General features: G+C 45.9%; 32 protein-coding genes. 6 read left to right on the top strand and 26 right to left on the bottom strand.

What is annotated here, in order from left to right; all coding sequences use genetic code 11:
- Positions 1-16: 16 nt before the first annotated feature.
- The 4 genes from MHO32_RS00935 to cobA all read right to left on the bottom strand — a co-directional run bounded on the left by MHO32_RS00935 (position 17) and on the right by cobA (position 5244).
- Complete coding sequence (locus MHO32_RS00935; RefSeq protein ID WP_009698870.1) at positions 17-1741, bottom strand: SLC13 family permease; 1725 nt, start codon at positions 1739-1741, stop codon at positions 17-19.
- A gap of 210 nt (positions 1742-1951) precedes the next feature.
- A complete protein-coding gene (gene cysN, locus MHO32_RS00930) occupies positions 1952-3382 on the bottom strand; it encodes a sulfate adenylyltransferase subunit CysN (RefSeq protein ID WP_005450536.1) in 1431 nt (476 codons plus the stop codon).
- 18 nt (positions 3383-3400) lie between these two features.
- On the bottom strand, positions 3401-4309 hold the full coding sequence (gene cysD, locus MHO32_RS00925; RefSeq protein ID WP_005430587.1) for a sulfate adenylyltransferase subunit CysD: 909 nt from the start codon (positions 4307-4309) through the stop codon (positions 3401-3403).
- Positions 4310-4368: 59 nt separating this feature from the next.
- Positions 4369-5244: a uroporphyrinogen-III C-methyltransferase gene (cobA, locus tag MHO32_RS00920; protein ID WP_239210523.1), complete on the bottom strand. Its 876-nt coding sequence runs from the start codon at positions 5242-5244 to the stop codon at positions 4369-4371.
- Between the two features lie 275 nt (positions 5245-5519).
- Here cobA and cpdB point away from each other — a divergent pair, with 275 nt between their 5' ends.
- Together cpdB and MHO32_RS00910 are read left to right on the top strand one after the other, a co-directional pair.
- Positions 5520-7481: a 2',3'-cyclic-nucleotide 2'-phosphodiesterase gene (cpdB, locus tag MHO32_RS00915; RefSeq protein WP_239210522.1), complete on the top strand. Its 1962-nt coding sequence runs from the start codon at positions 5520-5522 to the stop codon at positions 7479-7481.
- A 147-nt stretch (positions 7482-7628) separates the two neighbouring features.
- A complete protein-coding gene (locus MHO32_RS00910) occupies positions 7629-8201 on the top strand; it encodes a Crp/Fnr family transcriptional regulator (RefSeq protein WP_009698873.1) in 573 nt (190 codons plus the stop codon).
- Between the two features lie 67 nt (positions 8202-8268).
- On the opposite strand, the gene dbpA is transcribed toward MHO32_RS00910, so the two are convergent.
- A complete protein-coding gene (gene dbpA / locus MHO32_RS00905) occupies positions 8269-9648 on the bottom strand; it encodes an ATP-dependent RNA helicase DbpA (protein ID WP_005430562.1) in 1380 nt (459 codons plus the stop codon).
- Between the two features lie 146 nt (positions 9649-9794).
- On the opposite strand from dbpA, the gene MHO32_RS00900 reads away from it, so the two are divergent.
- Positions 9795-10247, top strand: a complete 453-nt coding sequence (locus MHO32_RS00900; RefSeq protein ID WP_239210521.1) for a GNAT family N-acetyltransferase — start codon at positions 9795-9797, stop codon at positions 10245-10247.
- Positions 10248-11108, top strand: a complete 861-nt coding sequence (locus tag MHO32_RS00895; RefSeq protein ID WP_009698874.1) for a DMT family transporter — start codon at positions 10248-10250, stop codon at positions 11106-11108.
- 76 nt (positions 11109-11184) lie between these two features.
- On the opposite strand, the gene MHO32_RS00890 is transcribed toward MHO32_RS00895, so the two are convergent.
- Entirely contained in the window at positions 11185-11781 is a 597-nt protein-coding gene (locus MHO32_RS00890) for a LysM-like peptidoglycan-binding domain-containing protein (RefSeq protein ID WP_005450551.1), read from the bottom strand.
- 231 nt (positions 11782-12012) lie between these two features.
- Between MHO32_RS00890 and MHO32_RS00885 the strand changes: the two genes are divergently transcribed.
- Both MHO32_RS00885 and MHO32_RS00880 read left to right on the top strand, forming a co-directional pair.
- The gene (locus MHO32_RS00885; RefSeq protein WP_005450553.1) at positions 12013-12633 is read left to right on the top strand and encodes an FKBP-type peptidyl-prolyl cis-trans isomerase; all 621 of its coding nucleotides are present in this window, start codon (positions 12013-12015) and stop codon (positions 12631-12633) included.
- A gap of 151 nt (positions 12634-12784) precedes the next feature.
- Entirely contained in the window at positions 12785-13264 is a 480-nt protein-coding gene (locus tag MHO32_RS00880; protein WP_005450555.1) for a DUF2780 domain-containing protein, read from the top strand.
- Between the two features lie 156 nt (positions 13265-13420).
- Here the strand turns inward: MHO32_RS00880 and rplQ are convergent, their stop codons facing one another.
- The 20 genes from rplQ to rplP all read right to left on the bottom strand — a co-directional run bounded on the left by rplQ (position 13421) and on the right by rplP (position 22996).
- Complete coding sequence (gene rplQ, locus MHO32_RS00875; RefSeq protein WP_005383141.1) at positions 13421-13801, bottom strand: 50S ribosomal protein L17; 381 nt, start codon at positions 13799-13801, stop codon at positions 13421-13423.
- A gap of 26 nt (positions 13802-13827) precedes the next feature.
- A complete protein-coding gene (locus MHO32_RS00870; RefSeq protein ID WP_005383143.1) occupies positions 13828-14820 on the bottom strand; it encodes a DNA-directed RNA polymerase subunit alpha in 993 nt (330 codons plus the stop codon).
- A 24-nt stretch (positions 14821-14844) separates the two neighbouring features.
- Entirely contained in the window at positions 14845-15465 is a 621-nt protein-coding gene (rpsD, locus tag MHO32_RS00865) for a 30S ribosomal protein S4 (RefSeq protein WP_005383146.1), read from the bottom strand.
- Between the two features lie 27 nt (positions 15466-15492).
- Complete coding sequence (gene rpsK / locus MHO32_RS00860; RefSeq protein WP_001118870.1) at positions 15493-15882, bottom strand: 30S ribosomal protein S11; 390 nt, start codon at positions 15880-15882, stop codon at positions 15493-15495.
- Between the two features lie 18 nt (positions 15883-15900).
- Positions 15901-16257, bottom strand: a complete 357-nt coding sequence (rpsM, locus tag MHO32_RS00855; protein WP_005450559.1) for a 30S ribosomal protein S13 — start codon at positions 16255-16257, stop codon at positions 15901-15903.
- Between the two features lie 149 nt (positions 16258-16406).
- Positions 16407-16520, bottom strand: coding sequence for a 50S ribosomal protein L36 (rpmJ, locus tag MHO32_RS00850; RefSeq protein WP_000868186.1), 114 nt, complete (start codon positions 16518-16520; stop codon positions 16407-16409).
- A gap of 38 nt (positions 16521-16558) precedes the next feature.
- The gene (secY, locus tag MHO32_RS00845; RefSeq protein WP_005435093.1) at positions 16559-17893 is read right to left on the bottom strand and encodes a preprotein translocase subunit SecY; all 1335 of its coding nucleotides are present in this window, start codon (positions 17891-17893) and stop codon (positions 16559-16561) included.
- A gap of 20 nt (positions 17894-17913) precedes the next feature.
- Complete coding sequence (gene rplO, locus MHO32_RS00840) at positions 17914-18348, bottom strand: 50S ribosomal protein L15 (protein ID WP_005450562.1); 435 nt, start codon at positions 18346-18348, stop codon at positions 17914-17916.
- A 5-nt stretch (positions 18349-18353) separates the two neighbouring features.
- Positions 18354-18530, bottom strand: a complete 177-nt coding sequence (gene rpmD / locus MHO32_RS00835) for a 50S ribosomal protein L30 (protein WP_005450564.1) — start codon at positions 18528-18530, stop codon at positions 18354-18356.
- 7 nt (positions 18531-18537) lie between these two features.
- Complete coding sequence (gene rpsE / locus MHO32_RS00830) at positions 18538-19041, bottom strand: 30S ribosomal protein S5 (protein WP_005435090.1); 504 nt, start codon at positions 19039-19041, stop codon at positions 18538-18540.
- 14 nt (positions 19042-19055) lie between these two features.
- Entirely contained in the window at positions 19056-19409 is a 354-nt protein-coding gene (gene rplR, locus MHO32_RS00825) for a 50S ribosomal protein L18 (RefSeq protein WP_005435088.1), read from the bottom strand.
- 9 nt (positions 19410-19418) lie between these two features.
- Positions 19419-19952, bottom strand: coding sequence for a 50S ribosomal protein L6 (rplF, locus tag MHO32_RS00820; RefSeq protein ID WP_005450565.1), 534 nt, complete (start codon positions 19950-19952; stop codon positions 19419-19421).
- A gap of 12 nt (positions 19953-19964) precedes the next feature.
- Complete coding sequence (gene rpsH, locus MHO32_RS00815) at positions 19965-20357, bottom strand: 30S ribosomal protein S8 (RefSeq protein WP_005450567.1); 393 nt, start codon at positions 20355-20357, stop codon at positions 19965-19967.
- Between the two features lie 29 nt (positions 20358-20386).
- Positions 20387-20692 (bottom strand): 30S ribosomal protein S14, encoded by a 306-nt coding sequence (rpsN, locus tag MHO32_RS00810; RefSeq protein ID WP_004410442.1) that lies wholly within the window; start codon positions 20690-20692, stop codon positions 20387-20389.
- Between the two features lie 17 nt (positions 20693-20709).
- Positions 20710-21249 (bottom strand): 50S ribosomal protein L5, encoded by a 540-nt coding sequence (gene rplE, locus MHO32_RS00805; protein ID WP_005450569.1) that lies wholly within the window; start codon positions 21247-21249, stop codon positions 20710-20712.
- A gap of 23 nt (positions 21250-21272) precedes the next feature.
- Entirely contained in the window at positions 21273-21590 is a 318-nt protein-coding gene (gene rplX / locus MHO32_RS00800) for a 50S ribosomal protein L24 (protein ID WP_005435084.1), read from the bottom strand.
- Between the two features lie 13 nt (positions 21591-21603).
- Positions 21604-21975: a 50S ribosomal protein L14 gene (gene rplN, locus MHO32_RS00795; protein ID WP_004410450.1), complete on the bottom strand. Its 372-nt coding sequence runs from the start codon at positions 21973-21975 to the stop codon at positions 21604-21606.
- A gap of 165 nt (positions 21976-22140) precedes the next feature.
- Positions 22141-22395: a 30S ribosomal protein S17 gene (rpsQ, locus tag MHO32_RS00790; protein WP_005450571.1), complete on the bottom strand. Its 255-nt coding sequence runs from the start codon at positions 22393-22395 to the stop codon at positions 22141-22143.
- Positions 22395-22586 (bottom strand): 50S ribosomal protein L29, encoded by a 192-nt coding sequence (rpmC, locus tag MHO32_RS00785; protein WP_004410456.1) that lies wholly within the window; start codon positions 22584-22586, stop codon positions 22395-22397. Before rpmC ends, rpsQ begins: the two co-directional genes overlap by 1 nt.
- Positions 22586-22996: a 50S ribosomal protein L16 gene (rplP, locus tag MHO32_RS00780; RefSeq protein WP_005379577.1), complete on the bottom strand. Its 411-nt coding sequence runs from the start codon at positions 22994-22996 to the stop codon at positions 22586-22588. Before rplP ends, rpmC begins: the two co-directional genes overlap by 1 nt.
- Positions 22997-22998 lie beyond the last annotated feature (2 nt).

Genomic DNA, 22998 nt, shown 5'->3' with positions numbered 1-22998 from the left:
CTTGTAAATTTACAGATTAAAACGGAAAGAAGACCGGAATCAGCGTCAGTACTAGTACTGAATACACGATGGAAATCGGCACGCCAATTCGCACATAATCGGTCAATTTGTAATTCCCTACGCTGTATACCAACAGGTTGGTTTGGTATCCGTAAGGAGAAATAAAACTGGCACTGGCGCCAAACAGTACCGCCATAATGAAAGGCATTGGATCAACGCCATAACCTACCGCCATGCTATAGCCAATAGGGAAAGACAGCGCCGCCGCCGCATTGTTGGTGACAAGTTCCGTTAGCACCAGAGTCATGATGTAAGTTGCAACTAAAGCACCAAACACGCCCCAGCCATTAAAGGCTTCGATAAACATATTGCCCATACGCACCGACAAGCCGGATGAAATCATCAATTGCGCAATAGATAACGCAGAGCCAACAATCACCACGATATCAATTGGGAAACGACGACGAAGTTCAGAAAGTTGAATCACACCAAAGGCAAGTAGCGCAATCAAATACGCCGCCAGACCTTTGATAATAGGTACGAGTTCCAACAACGCACAGCCAATCACTGCAGCAAAGCCAAACAACACCAAGGCCGATTTATTCGCATCCAAACGTGCACTCGAATCTAAATCGTTCACCAACACGAACTCTTTACGATGCGCGCGGCGTTCTGCTTCAAAGCGCTTACCGGGAACTAAAACTAACGTATCACCTGCGGCTAAAGTGATATTGCCTAAGCCACCTTCAAGACGCTCATGACCACGGCGAATCGCCACGACCACCGCATCAAATCGATCTCGAAAACGGCTCTCTTTAAGCGTTTTATGACAGAAGGTCGCCGATGAGCTCACCACCACTTCCATAAAATTTTGTCCGTTGAGGTGTTGATGACCAAACAACGTTAAACCTGGGATCTCTTGTAGCGTCGCAACACTCTCTACATCACCACAAAATAGTAATCGGTCTTTAGCATTAAGCACAAAATCAGGACCAACAGAAGGTACACTGACACCATCGCGTATCACTTCAGCCAAAAATAGTTTTCTCAGTGCGCGTAAGTTATTTTCCGTAATAGTACGTCCAACCAGTGGCGAGCCCGGTTCGACACGAGACTCTAAGAAGTAAGGTAAGTCCTCTTGGTTTTGGTCATCGTAATTAGGCAAAAGGTAACTTAGCGGAATCAGAATCAGCACACCGCCCACTAGCACCGCTAAGCCAATCATGGTTGGAGTAAAGAAGCTCAAGCTTGGCAGACCGGCATCTTCGACAAAGCTGTTGATGATTAAGTTGGTCGAGGTACCAATCAACGTCAACGTGCCACCAAAAATCGCCGCATAAGAAAGTGGAATCAAAAGCTTAGATGGCGCATGTTGTTGGTTGCGTTTAATCGCACCAATTAACGACACCACAACGGCAGTATTATTAGTAAAAGAAGAAAGCAAAGCAGTAGAAAAACCCAACTTAGCGATCACACTGCCAAGGTGCCCTTCAGAAATACTGCGACTGACCCAACTGATTAATAGCGTTTTTTCTAATGCGCTCGATGCAAGAATCAACAACACCAAGGTCAGAAGTGAAGAATTAGTAAAGTTTGCCGCAATGGTATTGAGCTCAATCATCCCCGCCATAAACGCAATGAAAGCTGCCCCAGCAAATACGTAGCTTGGTTTGATTTTGGTTACGAGCAAACAAGTGATAATGCCAAGCAAAATCGCTAATACAAATCCTTGTTCCCACATAGCCAATCCTTACCAATAAACCCGATACGGGCACAACAACGACTCGTGCAAACTTAGCTGCACGGAGTGACAAACGAGTAACCAGACAAAAAAGCAAAGCAAGCGAAAAAGAACGCCAGAATGCTCGGTTTCTTGGGCTTCCGAAGCATTCTGGATTCGGGGAAATTAGCCTGGCAGGTTTCGCAATCCCGTCAGGCTCGGTAAACCTAATTACTTCTTCAGTAATAGGCTCAGGTCTTTAGCTTCCCAGTGTGGGAAGTGTTTACGAACGAGAGCATTGAGTTCAAGCTCGAATGCAGAAACATCCGCAAGACCACGCTCAACAGCAGCCAAACTTTCTTTCACCATGCCGGCACCTACTGTTACATTGGTTAGACGATCGATGATGATGAAGCCGCCGGTATCGGCACAATCTTGGTAGTTATCCAATGCGACAGATTCGTTCAGCGACCACTCACACAAACCGATGCCGTTGAGTGGCAATTCAGCTGCACCGTGAGTAGAAAGATTGTTGATGTCGTACTGGTGACGAATCGCTTCAACGTGACCAACCGTCTTCTTACCAGCAATCTTAATGTCGTAATCACGACCCGGTTGCAGCGGTTGCTCTGTCATCCAAACTACGTCAGCCAACAAGTGGTTAGTTGACTCCACTTGCGCATTTTCTAGCACCAGCAAATCACCACGACTGATGTCGATTTCGTCATTCAGCGTCAACGTCACAGCCAGACCTGCTTGTGCTTCCTGTACATCGCCATCGAAAGTCACGATACGTGCAACAGTTGAGGTTTTGCCTGATGGCAGCGCCTTAATCGCATCGCCTACTTTCACTGAACCTGATGAAATCGTGCCCGCAAAACCACGGAAATCGAGATTAGGACGGTTTACATACTGAACAGGGAAACGGAAATCACCTTCGCCTTTCTCATGGTCAACATCAACAGTCTCAAGTAGCTCAAGCAGAGATGGACCTTCAAACCAACTTAGGTTCTGTCCTTTCTCTACTACGTTGTCGCCTTCTAGCGCTGACAACGGAATGATTTGGATATCCGTCTCACCCGCTAGGTTTTCTGAGAACTGTAAGTACTCATCACGGATCTCTTCAAAACGTTCTTGTGAGTAATCCACCAAGTCCATTTTGTTGATAGCGACAACAAAGTGTTTCAAACCCAGTAGGTTAGAAATGAATGAGTGACGACGCGTTTGGTCCAACACTCCTTTACGTGCATCAACCAGAATCACAGCCAAATCACAGGTCGATGCACCTGTTGCCATGTTACGCGTGTATTGCTCATGCCCTGGCGTATCAGCAATGATGAACTTACGTTTCTGCGTTGAGAAATAACGGTAAGCCACATCAATGGTGATGCCCTGCTCGCGTTCTGCTTGTAGACCATCTACCAGCAATGCCAAATCTGGCTTTTCACCCGTGGTGCCTACGCGTTGGCTATCCGAGTGAACCGCAGCTAGCTGATCTTCATAAATTTGTTTTGAGTCGTGGAGTAAGCGACCGATTAGGGTACTTTTACCGTCATCTACCGAGCCACAAGTCAGGAATCTAAGTAACGACTTGTACTGGTGTTGTTTTAAATAGCCTTCAATACCAAGCTCGGCTAACTGAGCTTCAACTGCACTGTTCATTATCTTTCCTTAGATCCTTTAGAAGTAACCTTGACGTTTCTTAAGTTCCATCGATCCTGACTGATCGTGGTCGATCGCACGACCTTGGCGCTCACTTGAAGTTGCCACCAGCATCTCTTCGATGATGCCTGTTAGCGTGTTAGCTTCAGACTCAATCGCGCCAGTCAGCGGGTAGCAACCCAAAGTACGGAAACGAACACTCTTCTCTTCAATCACTTCACCTGGCTCTAGCTTCATGCGGTCATCGTCTACCATGATCAGCATGCCATCACGCTCAACAACAGGTCGCTTATCTGCAAGGTATAGAGGCACGATCTCAATGTTTTCTAGGTAGATGTATTGCCAGATATCCAGCTCAGTCCAGTTTGAAAGTGGGAACACACGAATGCTCTCCCCTTTGTTTACTTGACCGTTGTATGTTTTCCAAAGCTCCGGACGTTGGTTTTTCGGATCCCAGGTATGGTTCTTATCGCGGAATGAGTAAACGCGCTCTTTTGCACGTGACTTCTCTTCATCACGACGCGCACCACCGAATGCCGCATCAAAACCGTACTTGTTCAGAGCCTGCTTCAAACCTTGAGTCTTCATGATGTCAGTATGCTTTGAAGAGCCGTGCACAAATGGGCTACACCCCATTGCTAGACCTTCTGGGTTCTTATGAACCAAAAGCTCAAAGCCGTATTTCTCAGCGGTACGATCACGAAACTCGATCATCTCGCGGAATTTCCAATCCGTATCTACGTGCAGTAGTGGGAATGGAATTTTGCCTGGGTAGAAGGCTTTACGCGCAAGATGCAACATGACTGATGAATCTTTACCAATCGAATACATCATGACTGGGTTATCGAACTCAGCAGCAACTTCGCGGATGATATGAATACTCTCCGCTTCGAGTTGTTTAAGGTGAGTTAAACGTTGTTGGTCCATGTTTTGTCTTTCCTTTTTAAGCTTGAAGGCTCATTACGTCCCTAATCTTTGGTCTGAAATTATATGGAGCTGGCAATAGCACTTTTGTTGAATTCAGTACTAGACAAAAACCAGTCCAACTTTTGAGACAGACGCACAACTTCGCCGACAACAATCAAAGACGGAGCTTGAGCTTCTTTAGATAATTCAGATAGTTGAGAAAGTTCTCCGGTGAAAACTTTTTGCTGGATTTGCGTACCGCGCTCGATGATGGCGATAGGGGTTGAGGCTGCCCTACCATGTTTGATGAGCTGATTCTGAATATAGTGTGATTTCATCAGTCCCATGTAGATCACTAAAGTCTGATTCCCGCTCGCAAGCGTCGACCAGTCCATGTCGTCACTTTCTTCTTTCAGATGACCCGTAACAAACAGCGCTGACTGCGCGTAATCACGATGCGTCAGCGGGATCCCGGCATAAGCAGTTGCACCCGCAGCGGCAGTAATGCCCGGAACTACTTGGAAACGAACACCGGCATCAGCCAAAACTTCCAATTCTTCACCACCGCGACCAAACACAAATGGATCGCCACCTTTAATGCGCACCACTTTGTAGCCTTGCTTGGCAAAGTCCACCAGCAATTGGTTAGTCTTTTCTTGCGGCACACTGTGGTGACCAGCACGTTTACCCACGCACACCAAAATGGTTTCACTTGGAATTAGTGCCATGATCTCGTCAGACACTAGGTAGTCGTAAAGCACGACGTCAGCTTGTTGTAGGCAGTTAAGTGCTTTCAGTGTTAACAGCTCAGGGTCACCCGGACCGGCACCAACAAGGGCAACTTCACCCGGTTGAAGAGATTGCTTGCTAAAACGCGGAAGATCGGCAGCTCGGTTATTCGAAACCAGCCGAGGCTTGTTGATTGGAAAATTCGTTACTGAATCGTTAACTGCCATGTGCTTGCTCATCATCCATTGATATCGTTATGGATGGCATTATGGCGGTGGGTTTATATTACCGGAAATTCTAAAATTTCATTTTTTATTCAAAAAACTGCTAAGAAGCTTTTGTTAGGTCTCATTCAAAATGGTGAAAAAGGCATCACTTTGACACTTTCCTCCGCATTTAATTGCCTAATGTTCACAGTTTTCTGCATCTTAGCCTGAGCTTGCACTAATATTTGTTACATTACGCTGTACGACCCCTCTATCCCATTTAATTGGAGCACCTCATGAAAATGGCAGTTAATCCCGTATCCGTCGCAGTTTTAAGCGGTATGTTGACGCTTGCAGGTCCAGCAATGGCGGACACTATTAAGCTACGTATTATCGAAACCACCGATATTCACACCAATGTGATGGATTACGACTACTACAAAGATCAGCCTTCTCAACAAATCGGTCTTAGCCGTGCGGCAACACTGGTTAAGCAAGCTCGTGAAGAAGCTGTAAACAGTGTATTGGTCGACAATGGCGACTTGATTCAAGGCAGCCCGATGGGCGATTACATGGCAGCGAAAGGGATTAACGCTGGCGAAATCCACCCGGTATACAAAGCGATGAACCAGTTGGATTACGATGTAGGTAACATTGGTAACCATGAATTCAACTACGGTCTTGAGTTCCTGAAAAACTCTATCGACGGTGCGAACTTCCCTTATGTTAGTGCTAACGTTTTCGACAAGAAGACAGGTGAGCACTACTTCAAACCTTATCTCATTAAAACGCACACGTTTAAAGACACCGACGGTCAAAGCCACGAAATCAAAGTGGGCTACATCGGCTTCGTACCACCGCAAATCATGGTGTGGGATAAGAAAAACCTAGAAGGTAAAGTTTTCGCTGAAGACATCACTGAGACTGCGAAAAAGCTGGTTCCTCAGATGAAGAAAGAAGGTGCTGACGTAATTGTGGCGATTCCACACTCGGGCATTTCGACTGACCCATACAAGCTCGGCGCTGAAAACTCGGTTTACTATCTCACAGAAGTTGAAGGCATTGATGCGATTGCATTTGGTCACTCTCACGCCGTGTTCCCAGGTAAAGACTTTGCCAAGCTACAAGGCGTCGACAACGCAAAAGGCACAATTAATGGCGTAACCGCAGTCATGCCAGGTCGCTGGGGTAGCCACGTTGGCGTAATGGACTTAATGCTGAAAGAAAAAGACGGCAAATGGCAAGTTGTTGAGGGTCAATCTGAAGCTCGCCCTATCTTCGACAAAGCCAACAAAAAGTCGTTGGCGGAAGCCGATAAAGGCATCGTGGATGCACTTGTTGATGACCACAAAGGCACACGTGAATTCGTCAATCAGCCAATCGGTAAAGCAAATGATGTGATGTACAGCTTCCTAGCGCTTGTACAAGATGATCCAACGATTCAAATCGTAAACCTTGCTCAAAAAGATTACGTGGAACGCTTTATCCAAGGCGACCCAGATCTTGCAGACATTCCAGTACTAAGCGCAGCTGCACCATTTAAAGTGGGCGGACGTAAAGACGATCCAAATGGCTTCACGGAAGTAGAGTCCGGCCAGCTGACTTTCCGTAATGCCGCGGATCTTTACTTATACCCGAATACGCTGGTAGCAATGAAGGTTAAAGGCAAAGAAGTTCACGAATGGCTAGAGTGTAGCGCGGGTCAGTTCAACCAGATTGATGTCAACAGCACCAAACCTCAGTCTTTGTTGAATTGGGATAACTTCCGCACTTATAACTTCGACGTGATTGATGGTGTGAACTACCAAATCGATGTCACTCAACCACCGAAGTACGACGCAAGTTGTAACGTGATCAACCCAGACTCACAACGTATCGTGAACCTGACTTATAACGGAAAACCGGTTGATCCGAAGCAAGACTTCATCATTGCAACCAACAACTACCGTGCTTACAGCGCGACTTTCCCAGGCACTGGTCCGGATTTCATCGCATTTGATTCTCCAGATGAGAACCGCTCAGTAGTTGCTGCTTACATCTCTCGCATCAGTAAAGAGCAAGGTGAAGTAACACCAAGTGCAGATAACAACTGGTCTTTCGCGCCAATCAAATCGGATAACAAACTTGATGTTAGCTTTGAAACCTCACCAAGTGATAAAGCTGCGCAGTTCATCAAAGAGAAAGGGCAATACCCGATGAAACGTGTCGCAACTGACGAAGTTGGTTTCGCGATTTACCAAATCGACCTGAATAAATAAGGGGTATGCCCAAGTAACCTCGAGATGCTAGGTTCTGCGAGAATGACTTGGGTATACTTGACAATGATTTCAAGCGGCTCTCATGAGCCGCTTTTTTGTTATCAGTAAAAACCGTTAGAATGAGAAAAACCGTTTCTGAGTTATCACATGCACAGCGATCTTTTTTCAGACTTAATCAATCATGGCTTCCTCGAAAATGAGGCAAATCAGCTTATTGAACATGGGCAACAGCTTGAACTGCCAACGCGCCATATTCTCAATCACCAAGGTGAGTTCAGCTCGCACATCTACTTTGTATTAGAGGGATTGTGTCACGCCAGTTATCTGACCGACAAAGGGAAGGAATTCAGTAAAGAGTTCTACTGGGAAAAAGATTGGGTGATTGGCTTTGAAGGGCTTATCAAAAATCAGCCTTCGCCGTATTTATTGGAAACGCTGACACCTTGTCATCTGTTTTGCTTACCGGTTGAAGTGCTACATCAGTGGCGTGAAGAAAAGCATCCTATCTACTTAAAGCTGCTCGAAGCGCAACTGATGCATAAAGAAAACAAAGAACGTTTTATGTTGCTTTACTCACCAGAAGAACGTTACCAACTGTTTTGTCAACACTATCCAGACTTAGAACAGCGCATTACCGATAGCCAGATTGCCGCTTACTTGGGGATTACCGCGATCAGTCTTAGCCGAATTAAGTCGCGCTTAAAGAAAGGCAATGAATAAGGTCAGATAGGCTGGAAAAAACAAAGGCGCTCAATGTCGAGCGCCTTTGCATTAAATGAGGTTCTGCTTACTTCAGAATACGAGCACGGAATTGACGACCTTTCATCTTACCGTTACTGATAGTTTGCAGTGCTTTCTTCGCCACAGATTTCTCTACCGCAACGTAAGAGCGCATCGCCATTAACTGGATCTTACCCACTTGTGCACCCGTGATACCATTTTTACCAGTCAAACAGCCAAGGATGTCACCCGCACGTACTTTCTGTTTCTTACCGCCATCGATATTAATCGTCACCATCTTCGCTTGGTATGGCTGCTGAGTTGATTTCGCTGGCAGTGTTGCTGGTACCACATCCATATCTAGGTACTCTTCAATACGAGCTACACGTAGACCATCTTTCTCTCCAAAGAAGCTGAACGCCAGACCTTTGCTGCCCGCACGACCAGTACGACCAATACGGTGAACGTGTACTTCAGGGTCACGAGACAGTTCGAAGTTAAATACTGCATCAAGGTTGTCGACGTCTAAACCACGCGCCGCCACGTCTGTTGCAACAAGGATAGACACACTCTTGTTAGCAAACTGTACCAGAGCTTGGTCGCGTTCACGTTGTTCTAGATCGCCATGAAGGTCCACCACACTGAAGCCTTTGTGATGCAGTTCATCTGCCACATTCTGTACTTCTTTCTTGGTATTACAGAACACTACTGCTGACTCTGGCTGGTGCGTCAGTAGTAGGTTTGCCAGAGCTTCATCGCGTGCTTCTGAACCTTCAACGTTGTAAAAGTATTGCGCGATGCTCGACGTATCATGTGTCGATTCTACTTTGATCATCTCTGGTGATTGCATAATACGTTGAGCAATCTGTTCGATCTTCTCTGGGAAAGTCGCACTGAATAGCAGTGTTTGACGTTGCTTCGGTGCTGCATCAATGATCGCATCGAGTGCGTCTTGGAAGCCCATTTCCAGCATGCGGTCTGCTTCATCTAGGACCAGCGTGTTTAGCTCTTCTAGGTTAATGCGACCTTTCTCTAGGTGATCAAGGATACGACCGGGCGTACCTACCAGAATATGCGCGCCATGCTCTAGTGAACCGATTTGCGGTCCCATTGGCATACCACCACACAATGTCAGTACTTTAATGTTGTGAATACCACGACCTAACGTACGGATCTCTTTCGCCACCTGATCAGCCAGTTCACGCGTTGGGCACAACACCAAAGATTGTACACGGAAGCGCTTCACGTTTAGGTTGGACAATACGCCCAGACCAAATGCCGCGGTTTTACCTGAGCCTGTTTTGCCCTGACCAATCACATCACGCTGATTCAAAATCGCAGGTAAGCTCAACGCTTGAATTGGCGTCATATGGGTGTAGTTCAATGATTCAAGCGTCTCTAGCAGCGCTGGATTAAGCCCTACTTGGTCAAAAGTTTGTTTGCTCACAGGGAAATATCCTCAGGTGGGATGAAAAAGAGGGCACATTATCGCCAGATTTGTCACGAAGACCAGTGAAAATTAACCATTGTTAATGAGTAATAGCAGAAAACGACGTAAAGTCAGCTGCATTCGCTCATTAATGGATATTGAAAATGATCAACTGGACTGCCCTACCTTTCTCTCAACTGACGACGACACAACTCTACGAGATGCTGCGCTTGCGCGTTGATGTCTTTGTGGTGGAGCAAACCTGTCCTTATCCAGAGCTAGATGGAAAAGATACACTGGAAGGCGTTTTTCACCTATTAGGTTACAAAGGAGATGAACTGGTTGCCTGTGCTCGCCTATTGCCTGCAGGTACCAGCTACGACAATGTCAGTATTGGTCGTGTAGTAACCAAGCAAAGCGCTCGTGGTGGTGGTCTTGGACATGAACTGCTTGAGCAAGCCCTGCAACATTGCCAACAGCTTTGGGCAGGTAAAACGATAGATATCGGCGCACAGGAACACCTGATGGCTTTCTATGCGAGTCATGGTTTTGAAGTTATTTCCGAAAGCTACCTTGAGGATGGTATCCCTCATGTGGATATGCGCCGAGTAAGCTAAATGTCACCCCATCATCTGGCGTTACTATTACTGGTTATCGGCAACTTGGCGGCGTCACTCTCCGATGTCGCCGTTAAACTGATTGAAGGCGGCATTAGCCCGTTCCAATATATGTTTGTGCGCCAGTTGGCTTCACTGCTGCTCATCCTACCTTTCTATCTCAGACAACAACCGGATAAACGTAGCCTAAAGCAAGCACCTATTACCTTGTTGCGAGCGCATCTAATATTAATTGGTAGCGGATGTATGATGGTTGCGGTGACTCACCTCCCTCTGGCAACTGCAAACGCGGTTTTTTACGCAGCGCCGATTTTAATGTTGCCGCTGTCGATATTGTTCCTCAAAGAGCATCCTCCACTAAGTAAAATCTTGCTCACTTGCTTCGGGTTCCTTGGTGTCTTAGTGGTGCTCAGGCCGGATCATTTTCATTGGGCTGCACTATTTGCACTCGGCACGGCGACCACACTGGCGATGTTTAATATATTGGTAAGAAAGCTACCCAGTGAACAGTCTGTCGTCACCACACTTTGGTGGACCACGCTGTTCTCGCTGCCTATATCGGCGATAATGGCTTGGTTTTATTGGCAGCCGATTAGTTGGCAAGAACTGACACTAGTTATCGCAAGTGCAGTGTGCATCTTAAGCTATAACGGCTTGGCAGTAATGGCATATCAAAAAGCTCCAGCCGGAGAAATTGCTTTAGCAGAATACTCTGGCTTAGTGTTCGTAACACTCTTTGGGATATGGTGGTTTGACGAGATTCCAGATTGGCTGACTGCAATAGGGATCCTGATGATCGTATTACCGCTCTTACCATGGAATAAGAGAAGACAACTTGCCAATCAACAGGCACAAGATTGAGTTCCAGCAGCAAGTAAGCTGACAGACATAAAAAAGACGCGAATCATCGCGCCTTTAGAATGCTTACTAGTGAACGTTATTTATTACGTCCGAATGTCCCGTCAGACAAACGGAAGAACATCACCGACTCACCACTTTTCTCAAGTTGAAGCATATCTAATTTGCCATCGTCAGCGAGCTTGAAGCGCACCAATTGACCTTGCTTGATTCGACTTAAAGGTTTGTCGCTACCTTCAATTTTAACTAGGGCGTTTAAGTCCGCCATTGGCAGTTGATTGCTGCGGAATACTTGGGCCAGTGTATCGCCGTTCTTTACCGTGTACTCTTTCCATTGCTCAGACTTTGGTTCTGAGTTTTGTGCAGAACGCTGCTCACTCAAGCTTTGTGCATTCAATTGAATGGCAACACGTTGATTCTCAACTTGAGTATCATCGATAAGTGCTTCAGTATCTTTTGGCACTGGAATGATCAGAAGCACCAACACCACAGGCACCAATACCATTAGTGCACGTTGATGTAGTTTTGGAAGACGGTGCCAAAACTGAGTGACAGGCTCGATCCTCTCCTGCCACTTCTCTTTGCTAAACGGCTGCTTCCAATCGATAGCAGCGAACTTTTGTTTCATCAATTCGACGTGGTCGACTTGCTGCTTTTTCTTTCTGCGACGATTCATTCTGATGAGTCCCTTAATGCTTCTAATCTCAGTATAAAAATACCAGCGCGGAGAGTATATGTTTTTCGCCAAAGTAAAATGTAATTTGGCGTAAATTAGCAGAAATTTCACTTGGAGTAAGAGATAAGTCACACCCTCTGCTCCAGAATGCGACATTCGAGCTCAATCATTTAAACCGAGGCTCGAACCTGATATCCTGTGCCTTTATCACTCCTAACAAGAGCGACATTCATGTCTGAAATTAAATTTGAAACTGCAGAACAGAAAGCTAGCTACGGTATTGGTCTGCAAATGGGTCAGCAACTAGCTGGTTCTGGTCTAGAAGGTCTTAGCGTTGACGCTATCGCTGCTGGTATTGCAACGGCACTAACTGGTGACATGCCATCTATCGAAATCGATGAGATCAACAACGCGCTTCAAGAGCTACACACTCGTGCAGAAGCAGCTCGTCAAGAAGCAGCTAAAGCAGCAGCAGCTGACGGCGAAGCGTTCCTAAAAGATAACGCTCTACGTCCAGAAGTAAACGTTCTTGAGTCTGGTCTTCAGTACGAAATCATCACTGAAGGTACTGGTGAAATCCCAACAGCGGCGTCTCAAGTACGTGTTCACTACCACGGTGAGCTAACTGACGGCACTGTATTCGACAGCTCTGTATCTCGCGGTCAACCTGCTGAGTTCCCAGTAACTGGCGTAATCAAAGGCTGGGTTGAAGCACTTCAACTAATGCCTGTTGGCTCTAAGTGGAAACTATACATCCCGCAAGACCTAGCATACGGTGAGCGTGGCGCAGGTGCTGCAATCCCTCCATTTGCAGCTCTAGTATTCGAAGTAGAACTACTAGACATCCTATAATTGAGACCATTCTCAATAGCAAATTCGAAGCGGCGCACACTAGCGCCGCTTTTTTTGTCTAGAATAAACAGACTTGAGCTCAATAACCTTACGTCTCAGTAATCTCAAGAAGTAAACAAACAATAATAATCGCAAGCCACATGGAGGTATTATGCGTAAAACACTCCTCACCTTAGCTCTGCTGTCAATGAATATTGGTACAGCTCACGCTTTTCTTGATGCCGTGACCGACAAAGATAACCAAGAAGGTTTAATGGACATGGTTAGCCAAGGTATGAATGCGGAGTCCTCTCCAATCACAGATTTACTAACGAGCCAATTACCAGTTTCGACTGAACAAGCCGCTGGCGGCACAAGTGCATTATTAGCTTTGGCACAAAGCCAACTGTCAGATCAAAATAGCAGTGAACTAAAATCTCTGATCCCAGGGATGTCGAGTTTGGATGGCGCACAAAGCTTGCTAGGTAATATCGAAAGTTTAAGCGCGGTACAAAGCACTTTTGACAAGTTGGGGTTAGACCCTTCAATGATCAGTCAATTTGCACCGGTGATACTGGGCTATTTGGGCGACCAAGGGGCAAGTGAGGGCTTACTCAAGTCACTAAGTGGATTGTGGGGTTCAGGCAGCTAAGAAGTTTCGCCTAAACATAAATTAAGACTAAAGATTCGATTATCAAAGACTAGTTTGAGAGGGGAGACAGAAAACTCAATTTGTTTCGCTTTCAAATACGACAGATACAAAAAAGCCGAGCTAATGCTCGGCTTTTTTTGTTCTTACGAACTGAGATTACTCAGCAGCTTCTTCAGCAGCTGGGCGATCTACAAGCTCAATGTAAGCCATTGGAGCTTTATCACCAGCACGGAAGCCAGCTTTTAGGATACGAGTGTAACCGCCCTGACGAGCAGCAAAACGTGGACCTAGTTCGTTAAACAGTTTTGCAACTACTTCGTTGTCACGAGTACGTGCAAATGCTAGACGACGGTTAGCAACACTGTCAGTCTTAGCTAGTGTAATCAAAGGCTCAACTACGCGACGTAGCTCTTTTGCTTTTGGCAAAGTAGTCTTGATAACTTCATGACGTACTAGAGAGCTAGCCATGTTGCTGAACATCGCTTTACGATGTGAGCTGTTGCGGTTGAGTTGACGACCACTCTTACGATGGCGCATGACCTAATCCTTCTAACTAGTATCGATTAATCTTCAGCGATTGATGCAGGTGGCCAGTTTTCTAGGCGCATGCCCAGAGACAGACCACGTGACGCAAGTACGTCTTTAATCTCAGTAAGAGATTTTTTACCAAGGTTAGGCGTTTTAAGTAGCTCAACCTCAGTACGTTGTACTAGATCACCGATGTAGTGAATCGCTTCTGCTTTCAGACAGTTAGCAGAGCGAACTGTTAGTTCAAGATCGTCTACAGGACGCAGTAGGATCGGATCGAATTCTGGCTTCTCTTCCTTCTCCTCAGGTACACGTACATCACGAAGATCTACGAACGCATCCAATTGTTCAGCTAGGATAGTAGCTGCACGACGGATTGCTTCCTCAGGTTCTAGAGTACCGTTTGTTTCCATATCGATAACAAGCTTGTCTAGGTCAGTGCGCTGTTCTACACGAGCTGCTTCTACAGCGTAGGCAATTTTGTCTACTGGGCTGTAAGTAGCATCTACTAGTAGGCGACCGATTGGACGCTCGTCTTCTTCGTTATGGATACGCGCAGAAGCTGGAACATAACCACGACCACGTTCAACTTTGATACGCATTGCGATCTCAGCGTTGTCATCCGTTAGGTGACAAATAACGTGTTCAGGGTTAGCGATCTCTACATCACCGTCATGGGTGATGTCACCTGCAACCACAGGGCCCGAGCCTGATTTGTTCAAAGTAATGAACACTTCATCTTTGCCTTCAGCTACGCGCACTGCCAAACCTTTAAGGTTTAGAAGGATTTCAAGAATATCTTCTTGTACGCCTTCTTTAGTGCTGTACTCATGAAGTACGCCTTCGATTTCTACTTCTGTCACTGCACAACCAGGCATAGAAGATAGAAGAATGCGGCGAAGTGCATTACCTAGAGTATGACCAAAGCCACGCTCTAATGGCTCAAGAGTTACTTTTGCGTGAGTCGAGCTGATTTGTTCGATGTCAACTAGACGTGGCTTAAGAAATTCTGTTACAGAACCCTGCATTGTGTCCTCTCTTTAGTTTAAACCTTACTTAGAGTAAAGCTCGACGATCAATTGTTCGTTGATGTCAGCTGATAGATCAGAACGCTCAGGCATACGCTTGAATGTACCTTCCATCTTGCCACCATCTACTTCAATCCAAGTTGGTTTTTCACGTTGTTCAGCAACTTCTAGAGCTGCTTTGATACGAGCTTGCTGTTTAGCTTTCTCGCGGATAGAAACAACGTCATTAGCCGCTACTTTGAAAGAAGGAACGTTTACAACTTTACCGTTAACTAGGATAGCTTTGTGGCTAACTAGCTGACGTGCTTCTGCGCGAGTTGCGCCAAAGCCCATGCGGTAAACTACGTTATCAAGACGACCTTCAAGAAGCTGAAGTAGGTTTTCACCTGTGTTGCCTTTAAGACGCGCAGCTTCTTTGTAGTAGTTACGGAATTGTTTTTCTAGAACGCCGTACATACGACGAACTTTTTGCTTCTCACGAAGCTGAACGCCATACTCAGATAGACGACCGCGACGAGCGCCGTGTACACCTGGTGCGTTATCAATTTTACACTTGGTATCGATCGCGCGAACACCAGACTTAAGGAATAAGTCAGTGCCTTCACGACGGCTAAGCTTCAGCTTAGGACCCAAATATCTTGCCATGATCTTTCTCCAGTAATCTAAAAAACGTTATACGCGACGTTTCTTAGGTGGACGACAACCGTTATGAGGGATTGGTGTAGCATCAACGATGTTTGTGATGCGGAAACCAGCAGCGTTCAGAGCGCGAACAGTAGATTCACGACCTGGACCAGGACCCTTAACCATAACTTCCAAGTTCTTTAGACCGTATTCTTTAGCCATTTCAGCACAACGCTCAGCAGCAACCTGTGCAGCGAACGGAGTAGACTTACGAGAACCACGGAAACCAGAACCACCTGCAGTAGCCCAAGCTAGAGCGTTACCTTGACGGTCAGTAATGGTTACGATTGTGTTATTGAAAGAAGCATGGATGTGCGCAACGCCATCTGCAACTTGCTTGCGTACGCGCTTACGAGCGCGAGTTGGTTGTTTAGCCATTGTACTCTACCTTCCCGATTATTTCTTGATCGGCTTACGCGGACCCTTACGGGTGCGAGCGTTGGTTTTAGTACGCTGTCCACGTAGTGGTAGACTGCGACGATGACGAAGACCACGGTAACAGCCAAGGTCCATAAGACGCTTGATGTTCATAGATACTTCACGACGTAGATCACCTTCTACAGTGTACTTAGCTACACCATCACGCAGTTGATCGATCTGCTCTTCAGTTAGTTCACTGATCTTAACATCTTCAGCAATACCCACTTCAGCTAGGATAGCTTGAGAGCGAGTTTTACCGATGCCGTAGATCGCCGTTAGAGCGATTACAGCGTGTTTCTGATCAGGAATGTTAATGCCTGCTATACGGGCCATTATTCACTCCTAAGTGTTTCTATAAAAGAATTAGCCGCAGCAAAGCCCGTTATGGATACGCTGCGGAGTACTACTTCTTTTGCACGCAAAAGGTAGGCCGAGGAATATACTCGACCTAACCTTCATTTTCAAGTAAAAATTTCTGCTAATTAGCCTTGGCGCTGTTTGTGCTTTGGCTCACTGCAAATCACGCGAACAACACCGTTGCGCTTGATTACTTTACAGTTACGGCAGATTTTTTTAACGGAAGCACGAACTTTCATTGCTAAACTCCGTAATTGAAACTGAGTCTACCGTCGAATTAACGACCGTAGCCTTTCAGATTCGCTTTCTTCAACACAGAATCATACTGTTGAGACATCAGATGAGTCTGTACCTGTGCCATAAAGTCCATGATAACAACTACTACGATAAGTAGTGATGTACCGCCGAAGTAGAAACGTACGTTCCACGCGACCATCATGAACTCGGGAATCAGACAGATAAAGGTAATGTACAGTGCACCCGCTAGGGTTAAACGTGTCATCACTTTATCAATGTACTTAGCTGTCTGCTCACCTGGGCGGATACCGGGTACGAATGCACCGGACTTCTTCAAGTTATCTGCTGTTTCACGCGGGTTGAATACCAACGCCGTGTAGAAGAAACAGAAGAAAATAATCGCTGCTGCATAAAGCATTACATACAGCGGTTGACCTGGGCTAAGAGCCAAAGACACGTCAGTTAACCAACCGAACGCGCTGCTCTCACCGTTCTGACCAAACCACTGAGCCAGTGTTCCTGGGAACAGGATAATACTTGATGCAAAAATCGCTGGAATAACACCCGCCATATTAATTTTAAGTGGCAAGTGCGAGCTTTGCGCAGCAAATACTTTACGACCTTGTTGACGCTTAGCGTAGTTAACGACGATTCGGCGTTGACCACGTTCCATGAAAACAACGAAGTAAATTACTGCAAAAGCTAATACCGCGATTAGCAACAGAAGAAGTACATGCAATTCACCTTGACGCGCTTGCTCGATTGTTTGACCGATTGCAGAAGGCAATCCAGCAACAATACCTGCAAAAATCAGAATGGAAATACCATTACCGATTCCTCGCTCTGTAATTTGTTCACCTAACCACATTAGGAACATGGTACCAGTTACTAAACTTACGGTAGCAATTAGCGTAAACATGGTTTGGTTCATAACAACCAGATTATCGACCATGTTTGGTAAGCCTGTTGCAATACCAATAGCTTGGAATGTTGCAAGTACAAGCGTGCCGTAGCGTGTATATTGGCTGATCTTACGACGGCCTGCTTCACCCTCTTTTTTGAGTTCCGCTAACGCTGGATGAACTACAGTTAGCAATTGGACAACAATAGAAGCCGAAATATACGGCATGATGCCCAACGCTAATATAGATGCACGCTCAAGAGCACCACCGGAGAACATGTTAAACATTTCAACGATGGTACCTTTTTGCTGTTCGAACAAATCGGCAAGTACAGCAGCGTCAATACCAGGAATCGGCACAAAAGAGCCGGCTCGGAATACTAAAAGTGCACCAATTACGAATAACAAGCGCGACTTTAGTTCACTTAAGCCGCTCTGAGCACTACGAAAATCTTGTCCTGGTTTCTTAGCCATCTGTACCTCGTTCCTCGAGATTATTCCTCGATTTTACCGCCTGCAGCTTCGATTGCAGCTTTAGCGCCTTTAGTCACACGTAGACCTTTAACAGTCACTGCTTTGTTAATCTCACCAGAAAGAACAACTTTTACAAATTCGATGTTCTTAGTGATGATGTTAGCAGCTTTAAGGCTGTTTAGATCAACCACGTCACCAGAAACTTTCGCTAGCTCAGCTAGACGAACTTCAGCAGACACTAGGCTCTTACGAGAAGTGAAACCGAATTTTGGTAGACGTTGTTTCAGAGGCATTTGACCGCCTTCGAAACCTGGACGAACTTTACCGCCAGAACGTGATTTTTGACCTTTGTGACCACGGCCACCAGTTTTACCTAGGCCAGAACCGATACCACGACCTACACGCTTAGGAGCGTGCTTAGAGCCAGCAGCCGGTGCAAGAGTATTCAAACGCATTCTGATTACTCCTCAACTTTAACCATGTAGAAAACCTTGTTGATCATACCGCGTACACACGGAGTATCTTCAAGTTCTACTGTATGGTTGATTTTACGAAGACCTAGACCACGCAAAGTAGCTTTGTGCTTTGGTAGGCGGCCAATTGAGCTTTTAGTTTGAGTTACTTTAATAGTTGCCATGGTGTTCTTACTCCGAAATAGCTTCAACAGTTAGACCACGTTTAGCAGCAACCATTTCTGGCGACTTCATGCTACCTAGTGCATCGATCGTTGCACGAACGATGTTGATAGGGTTCGTAGAACCGTATGCTTTAGATAGTACGTTGTGTACGCCAGCAACTTCTAGTACTGCACGCATCGCACCACCTGCGATAACACCAGTACCTTCTGCAGCAGGCTGCATGTAAACTTTAGAGCCCGAATGGCGACCTTTCACTGGGTGGTGAAGAGTGCCTTCGTTTAGCGCGATAGTAGTCATGTTACGACGCGCTTTTTCCATTGCTTTTTGAATCGCTGCAGGTACTTCACGAGCTTTGCCGTAACCGAAACCTACACGACCGTTACCGTCACCAACTACTGTTAGTGCAGTGAAGCTCATGATTCGACCGCCTTTAACCGTTTTAGAAACACGGTTAACTGCGATTAGCTTTTCTTGCAAATCATTCGCTTGAACTTGTTGTTCTTTAGCCATCTTCCAACCCTACCTTAGAATTTCAGACCAGCTTCGCGAGCAGATTCTGCTAGCGCCGCTACTCGACCGTGGTATTGGAAACCAGAACGATCAAATGCAACTGCAGTTACGCCTTTTTCAAGAGCGCGCTCAGCAACAGCTTTACCTACTGCTTTAGCTGCATCAACGTTACCAGTGTATTTCACTTGCTCACGGATCGCTTTTTCTACAGTAGAAGCTGCTGCGATAACCTCAGAGCCATTAGCCGCGATAACCTGTGCGTACACGTGACGAGGAGTACGGTGTACAACTAGGCGAGTCGCACCCAGTTCTGCAATCTTACGACGTGCACGTGTAGCACGACGGATGCGAGATGCTTTCTTATCCATAGTGTTACCTTACTTCTTCTTAGCTTCTTTAGTACGCACATTTTCATCTGCGTAACGAACACCTTTACCTTTGTAAGGCTCAGGTTGACGGTAAGAACGAATGTCAGCCGCAACTTGACCAACTAGTTGCTTATCACAACCAGTGATGATGATTTCAGTTTGGCTTGGACATTCAGCTTTAATACCCGCTGGCAACTCGTGCTCAACTGGGTGAGAGAAGCCTAGTGTTAGACCTACAGCGTTGCCTTTGATAGCAGCACGGTAACCAACACCTTTAAGAGTTAGCTTCTTAGTAAAGCCTTCAGTAACACCAACAACCATGTTGTTAACTAGAGCGCGAGCTGTACCAGCTTGTGCCCATGCGTTAGCAACACCTTCTTTAGGACCGAAAGTTAGGTTGTTTTCTTCCTGAGCGATTACTACAGCGTTGTTAAGAACGCGAGATAGTTCGCCCTTAGCACCTTTTACAGTGATTTCTTGGCCGTTTAGTTTCACCTCTACGCCAGCTGGAATAGCGACAGGTGCTTTAGCAACACGAGACATATTCTACTCCTATTAAGCTACGTAGCAGATGATTTCACCACCAAGACCTGCTTTACGTGCAGCGCGGTCTGACATAAGACCCTTGGAAGTAGAAACGATAGCAATACCAAGACCACCCATTACAGAAGGAAGTTGATCTTTCTTCTTGTAAACACGTAGACCTGGACGAGAAACACGTTTAAGTTGCTCGATTACTGGTTTAGCTTGGAAGTACTTAAGAGTAACTTCTAGCTCAGGTTTTGCTTCGCCTTCAACAGCGAAGTCAACGATGTAACCTTCAGCTTTTAGTAGTGCAGCGATTGCAACTTTAAGCTTTGAAGAAGGCATTTTAACAGCAACTTTGTTTGCTGCCTGACCGTTACGAACACGGGTCAGCATATCCGAAATCGGATCTTGCATGCTCATATGATTTACTCCAAATGATTAAGTGGCAATTACCAGCTAGCCTTACGAAGACCCGGAATCTCGCCTTTCATGCAAGCTTCACGAACCTTAATACGGCTTAGACCGAACTTACGTAGGTAACCGTGTGGACGACCAGTTTGGTTACAACGGTTGCGCTGACGTGATGCACTTGAATCACGTGGAAGAGATTGCAGTGTAAGAACCGCATTCCAACGATCTTCTTCAGATGCGTTTACATCGCTGATGATAGCTTTTAGCGCTGCACGCTTTTCAGCGAACTTAGCTACTAGCTTCGCACGTTTTGCTTCACGTGCTTTCATTGAATTTTTAGCCATAACAGTAACCCTTCACCTTACTTACGGAATGGGAAGTTAAAGGCAGCCAGCAGAGCACGGCCTTCCTCATCAGTACCAGCAGACGTCGTAATAGTGATGTCTAGACCGCGTACTCGATCAACTTTATCAAAGTCGATTTCCGGGAAGATGATTTGCTCGCGAACGCCCATGCTGTAGTTACCGCGACCGTCAAAAGACTTAGCGCTAACACCACGGAAGTCACGTACTCGTGGAAGAGCGATCGAAATTAGACGCTCAAGAAAATCCCACATACGTTCGCCACGCAAGGTTACTTTACAACCGATAGGGTAGCCTTCACGGATTTTGAAACCTGCAACAGATTTACGAGCTTTAGTGATAAGTGGCTTTTGACCAGAGATCGTTGCCATATCAGCAGCTGCGTTTTCTAGCAGTTTCTTATCGTTGATTGCTTCACCAACACCCATGTTTAGGGTGATTTTCTCGATTCTAGGGACTTGCATGACGCTTGTGTAGCTAAACTGTTTGGTCAGTTCAGCGACTACAGACGACTTGTAGTAATCATGCAGTTTCGCCATAGTAGAACTCCAAATTACTTCTATTAGTTAGAAACGATTTCGTTGTTAGACTTAAAGAAACGAACTTTCTTACCATCTTCAAAACGGAAACCGATACGGTCAGCTTTACCAGTAGCTGCGTTAAAGATCGCCACGTTAGAAACGTCGATTGCTGCTTCTTGCTCTACGATACCGCCTTGGATACCTAGTGCAGGAACAGGTTTCTGGTGTTTCTTAACAAGGTTGATACCTTCAACGATAACTTTACCAGTTGCTAGGACCTTAGTTACTTTACCTTTCTTGCCTTTGTCTTTACCAGCAAGAACGATTACTTCGTCATTACGACGGATTTTAGCTGCCATTTCTACGTGCTCCTTACAGAACTTCTGGAGCCAGTGAAACGATCTTCATGAACTTATCGCCACGAAGTTCGCGTGTCACAGGACCAAAGATACGTGTACCGATTGGTTGCTCAGTGTTGTCGTTCAACAATACACAAGCATTTCGGTCGAAGCGAATGACAGAACCGTCAGGACGACGTACGCCTTTACGGGTGCGCACTACCACCGCCTTCAGAACGTCACCTTTTTTAACTTTACCGCGAGGAATTGCTTCCTTAACAGTAACTTTGATAACGTCACCGATATGTGCATAACGGCGGTGAGAGCCACCCAGAACCTTAATACACATTACGCTGCGTGCGCCTGAGTTATCAGCTGCGTCCAGCATACTTTGCATTTGGATCATGTTAGTGCTCCGCTAAATAATAAAAAAACTAGACCCTCTCGGGTCGGGCTGCCTCTTTAAAAGGGACGCGAATTGTACCACCCTTTTTTGTGATTGGGTAGTCAAAAAATAAACGGCTCCAAAAATAATTTTTGGAGCCGTTTGTCAATCATAGATTGGGGAAGATTACATCTTCGCCTTTTCTACAACTTTAACCAAAGTCCAAGACTTAGTCTTAGACAGTGGACGACACTCTGCGATTTCAACTTTGTCGCCTAGGCCACATTCGTTGTTCTCGTCGTGTGCGTGTACTTTAGTCGTGCGCTTTACGAATTTACCGTAAATTGGGTGTTTAACCATGCGCTCGATAGCAACTACGATAGACTTGTCCATCTTGTCGCTAACAACACGACCTTGTTGAGTACGTTTTACTTCGCTCATTATGCGCCTGCCTTCTCAGTCAAAACAGTTTTCACACGTGCGATATCACGGCGTACAGCTTTCAGAGTATGAGTTTGCTGTAGCTGACCAGTTGCAGCTTGCATGCGCAAGTTGAACTGTTCACGTAGCAAATTCAATAGCTCAGCGTTAAGCTCTTCAACGCTTTTCTCGCGTAGATCTTGTGCTTTCATCACATCACCTGCTTAGTTACAAATGTAGTTTTGAATGGCAGTTTACGAGCCGCTAGGCGGAACGCTTCACGAGCCAATTCTTCAGGTACACCACCCATTTCGTACATAACCTTACCAGGTTGGATTTGGGCTACCCAGTACTCAACGTTACCTTTACCCTTACCTTGACGAACTTCAAGTGGTTTTTCTGTGATTGGTTTGTCTGGGAACACACGGATCCAGATTTTACCTTGACGCTTAACGTGACGTGTCATTGCACGACGTGCCGCTTCAATTTGACGAGCAGTTAGACGACCACGGCCAACAGCTTTAAGACCGAATTCGCCGAAGCTTACATCAGTACCTTTAGCTAGACCACGGTTACGACCTGTCTGAACCTTACGGAACTTAGTACGTTTAGGTTGTAGCATCT

The organism is Vibrio sp. MMH1-50, assembly GCF_022347645.1.
Classification (GTDB): Bacteria; Pseudomonadota; Gammaproteobacteria; order Enterobacterales; family Vibrionaceae; genus Vibrio; species Vibrio harveyi.
This window is presented reverse-complemented; position numbering and strand designations above follow the sequence as displayed.

Coding starts and splice junctions, on each gene's coding strand:
- rpsH (WP_005450567.1), bottom strand. CDS start 20,357: ATGAGCATGCAAGATCCGATTTCGGATATGCTGACCCGTGTTCGTAAC.
- cpdB (WP_239210522.1), top strand. CDS start 5,520: ATGAAAATGGCAGTTAATCCCGTATCCGTCGCAGTTTTAAGCGGTATG.
- MHO32_RS00910 (WP_009698873.1), top strand. CDS start 7,629: ATGCACAGCGATCTTTTTTCAGACTTAATCAATCATGGCTTCCTCGAA.
- MHO32_RS00890 (WP_005450551.1), bottom strand. CDS start 11,781: ATGAATCGTCGCAGAAAGAAAAAGCAGCAAGTCGACCACGTCGAATTG.
- rpmD (WP_005450564.1), bottom strand. CDS start 18,530: ATGGCAACTATTAAAGTAACTCAAACTAAAAGCTCAATTGGCCGCCTA.
- MHO32_RS00935 (WP_009698870.1), bottom strand. CDS start 1,741: ATGTGGGAACAAGGATTTGTATTAGCGATTTTGCTTGGCATTATCACT.
- rplX (WP_005435084.1), bottom strand. CDS start 21,590: ATGGCAGCTAAAATCCGTCGTAATGACGAAGTAATCGTTCTTGCTGGT.
- MHO32_RS00895 (WP_009698874.1), top strand. CDS start 10,248: ATGTCACCCCATCATCTGGCGTTACTATTACTGGTTATCGGCAACTTG.
- secY (WP_005435093.1), bottom strand. CDS start 17,893: ATGGCTAAGAAACCAGGACAAGATTTTCGTAGTGCTCAGAGCGGCTTA.
- rpmJ (WP_000868186.1), bottom strand. CDS start 16,520: ATGAAAGTTCGTGCTTCCGTTAAAAAAATCTGCCGTAACTGTAAAGTA.
- cysD (WP_005430587.1), bottom strand. CDS start 4,309: ATGGACCAACAACGTTTAACTCACCTTAAACAACTCGAAGCGGAGAGT.
- cysN (WP_005450536.1), bottom strand. CDS start 3,382: ATGAACAGTGCAGTTGAAGCTCAGTTAGCCGAGCTTGGTATTGAAGGC.
- rpsE (WP_005435090.1), bottom strand. CDS start 19,041: ATGGCTAAAGAACAACAAGTTCAAGCGAATGATTTGCAAGAAAAGCTA.
- rpsD (WP_005383146.1), bottom strand. CDS start 15,465: ATGGCAAGATATTTGGGTCCTAAGCTGAAGCTTAGCCGTCGTGAAGGC.
- rpsM (WP_005450559.1), bottom strand. CDS start 16,257: ATGGCCCGTATAGCAGGCATTAACATTCCTGATCAGAAACACGCTGTA.
- cobA (WP_239210523.1), bottom strand. CDS start 5,244: ATGGCAGTTAACGATTCAGTAACGAATTTTCCAATCAACAAGCCTCGG.
- rpsN (WP_004410442.1), bottom strand. CDS start 20,692: ATGGCTAAAAATTCAATGAAAGCACGTGAAGCAAAACGTGCGAAGCTA.
- rplO (WP_005450562.1), bottom strand. CDS start 18,348: ATGCGTTTGAATACTCTTGCACCGGCTGCTGGCTCTAAGCACGCTCCT.
- MHO32_RS00880 (WP_005450555.1), top strand. CDS start 12,785: ATGCGTAAAACACTCCTCACCTTAGCTCTGCTGTCAATGAATATTGGT.
- rplQ (WP_005383141.1), bottom strand. CDS start 13,801: ATGCGCCATCGTAAGAGTGGTCGTCAACTCAACCGCAACAGCTCACAT.
- rpsQ (WP_005450571.1), bottom strand. CDS start 22,395: ATGAGCGAAGTAAAACGTACTCAACAAGGTCGTGTTGTTAGCGACAAG.
- rpsK (WP_001118870.1), bottom strand. CDS start 15,882: ATGGCTAAACAACCAACTCGCGCTCGTAAGCGCGTACGCAAGCAAGTT.
- MHO32_RS00900 (WP_239210521.1), top strand. CDS start 9,795: ATGATCAACTGGACTGCCCTACCTTTCTCTCAACTGACGACGACACAA.
- MHO32_RS00885 (WP_005450553.1), top strand. CDS start 12,013: ATGTCTGAAATTAAATTTGAAACTGCAGAACAGAAAGCTAGCTACGGT.
- rplE (WP_005450569.1), bottom strand. CDS start 21,249: ATGGCGAAACTGCATGATTACTACAAGTCGTCTGTAGTCGCTGAACTG.
- rplN (WP_004410450.1), bottom strand. CDS start 21,975: ATGATCCAAATGCAAAGTATGCTGGACGCAGCTGATAACTCAGGCGCA.
- rpmC (WP_004410456.1), bottom strand. CDS start 22,586: ATGAAAGCACAAGATCTACGCGAGAAAAGCGTTGAAGAGCTTAACGCT.
- rplP (WP_005379577.1), bottom strand. CDS start 22,996: ATGCTACAACCTAAACGTACTAAGTTCCGTAAGGTTCAGACAGGTCGT.
- rplF (WP_005450565.1), bottom strand. CDS start 19,952: ATGTCTCGTGTTGCTAAAGCACCTGTCGCTATTCCAGCTGGCGTAGAG.
- MHO32_RS00870 (WP_005383143.1), bottom strand. CDS start 14,820: ATGCAGGGTTCTGTAACAGAATTTCTTAAGCCACGTCTAGTTGACATC.
- rplR (WP_005435088.1), bottom strand. CDS start 19,409: ATGGATAAGAAAGCATCTCGCATCCGTCGTGCTACACGTGCACGTCGT.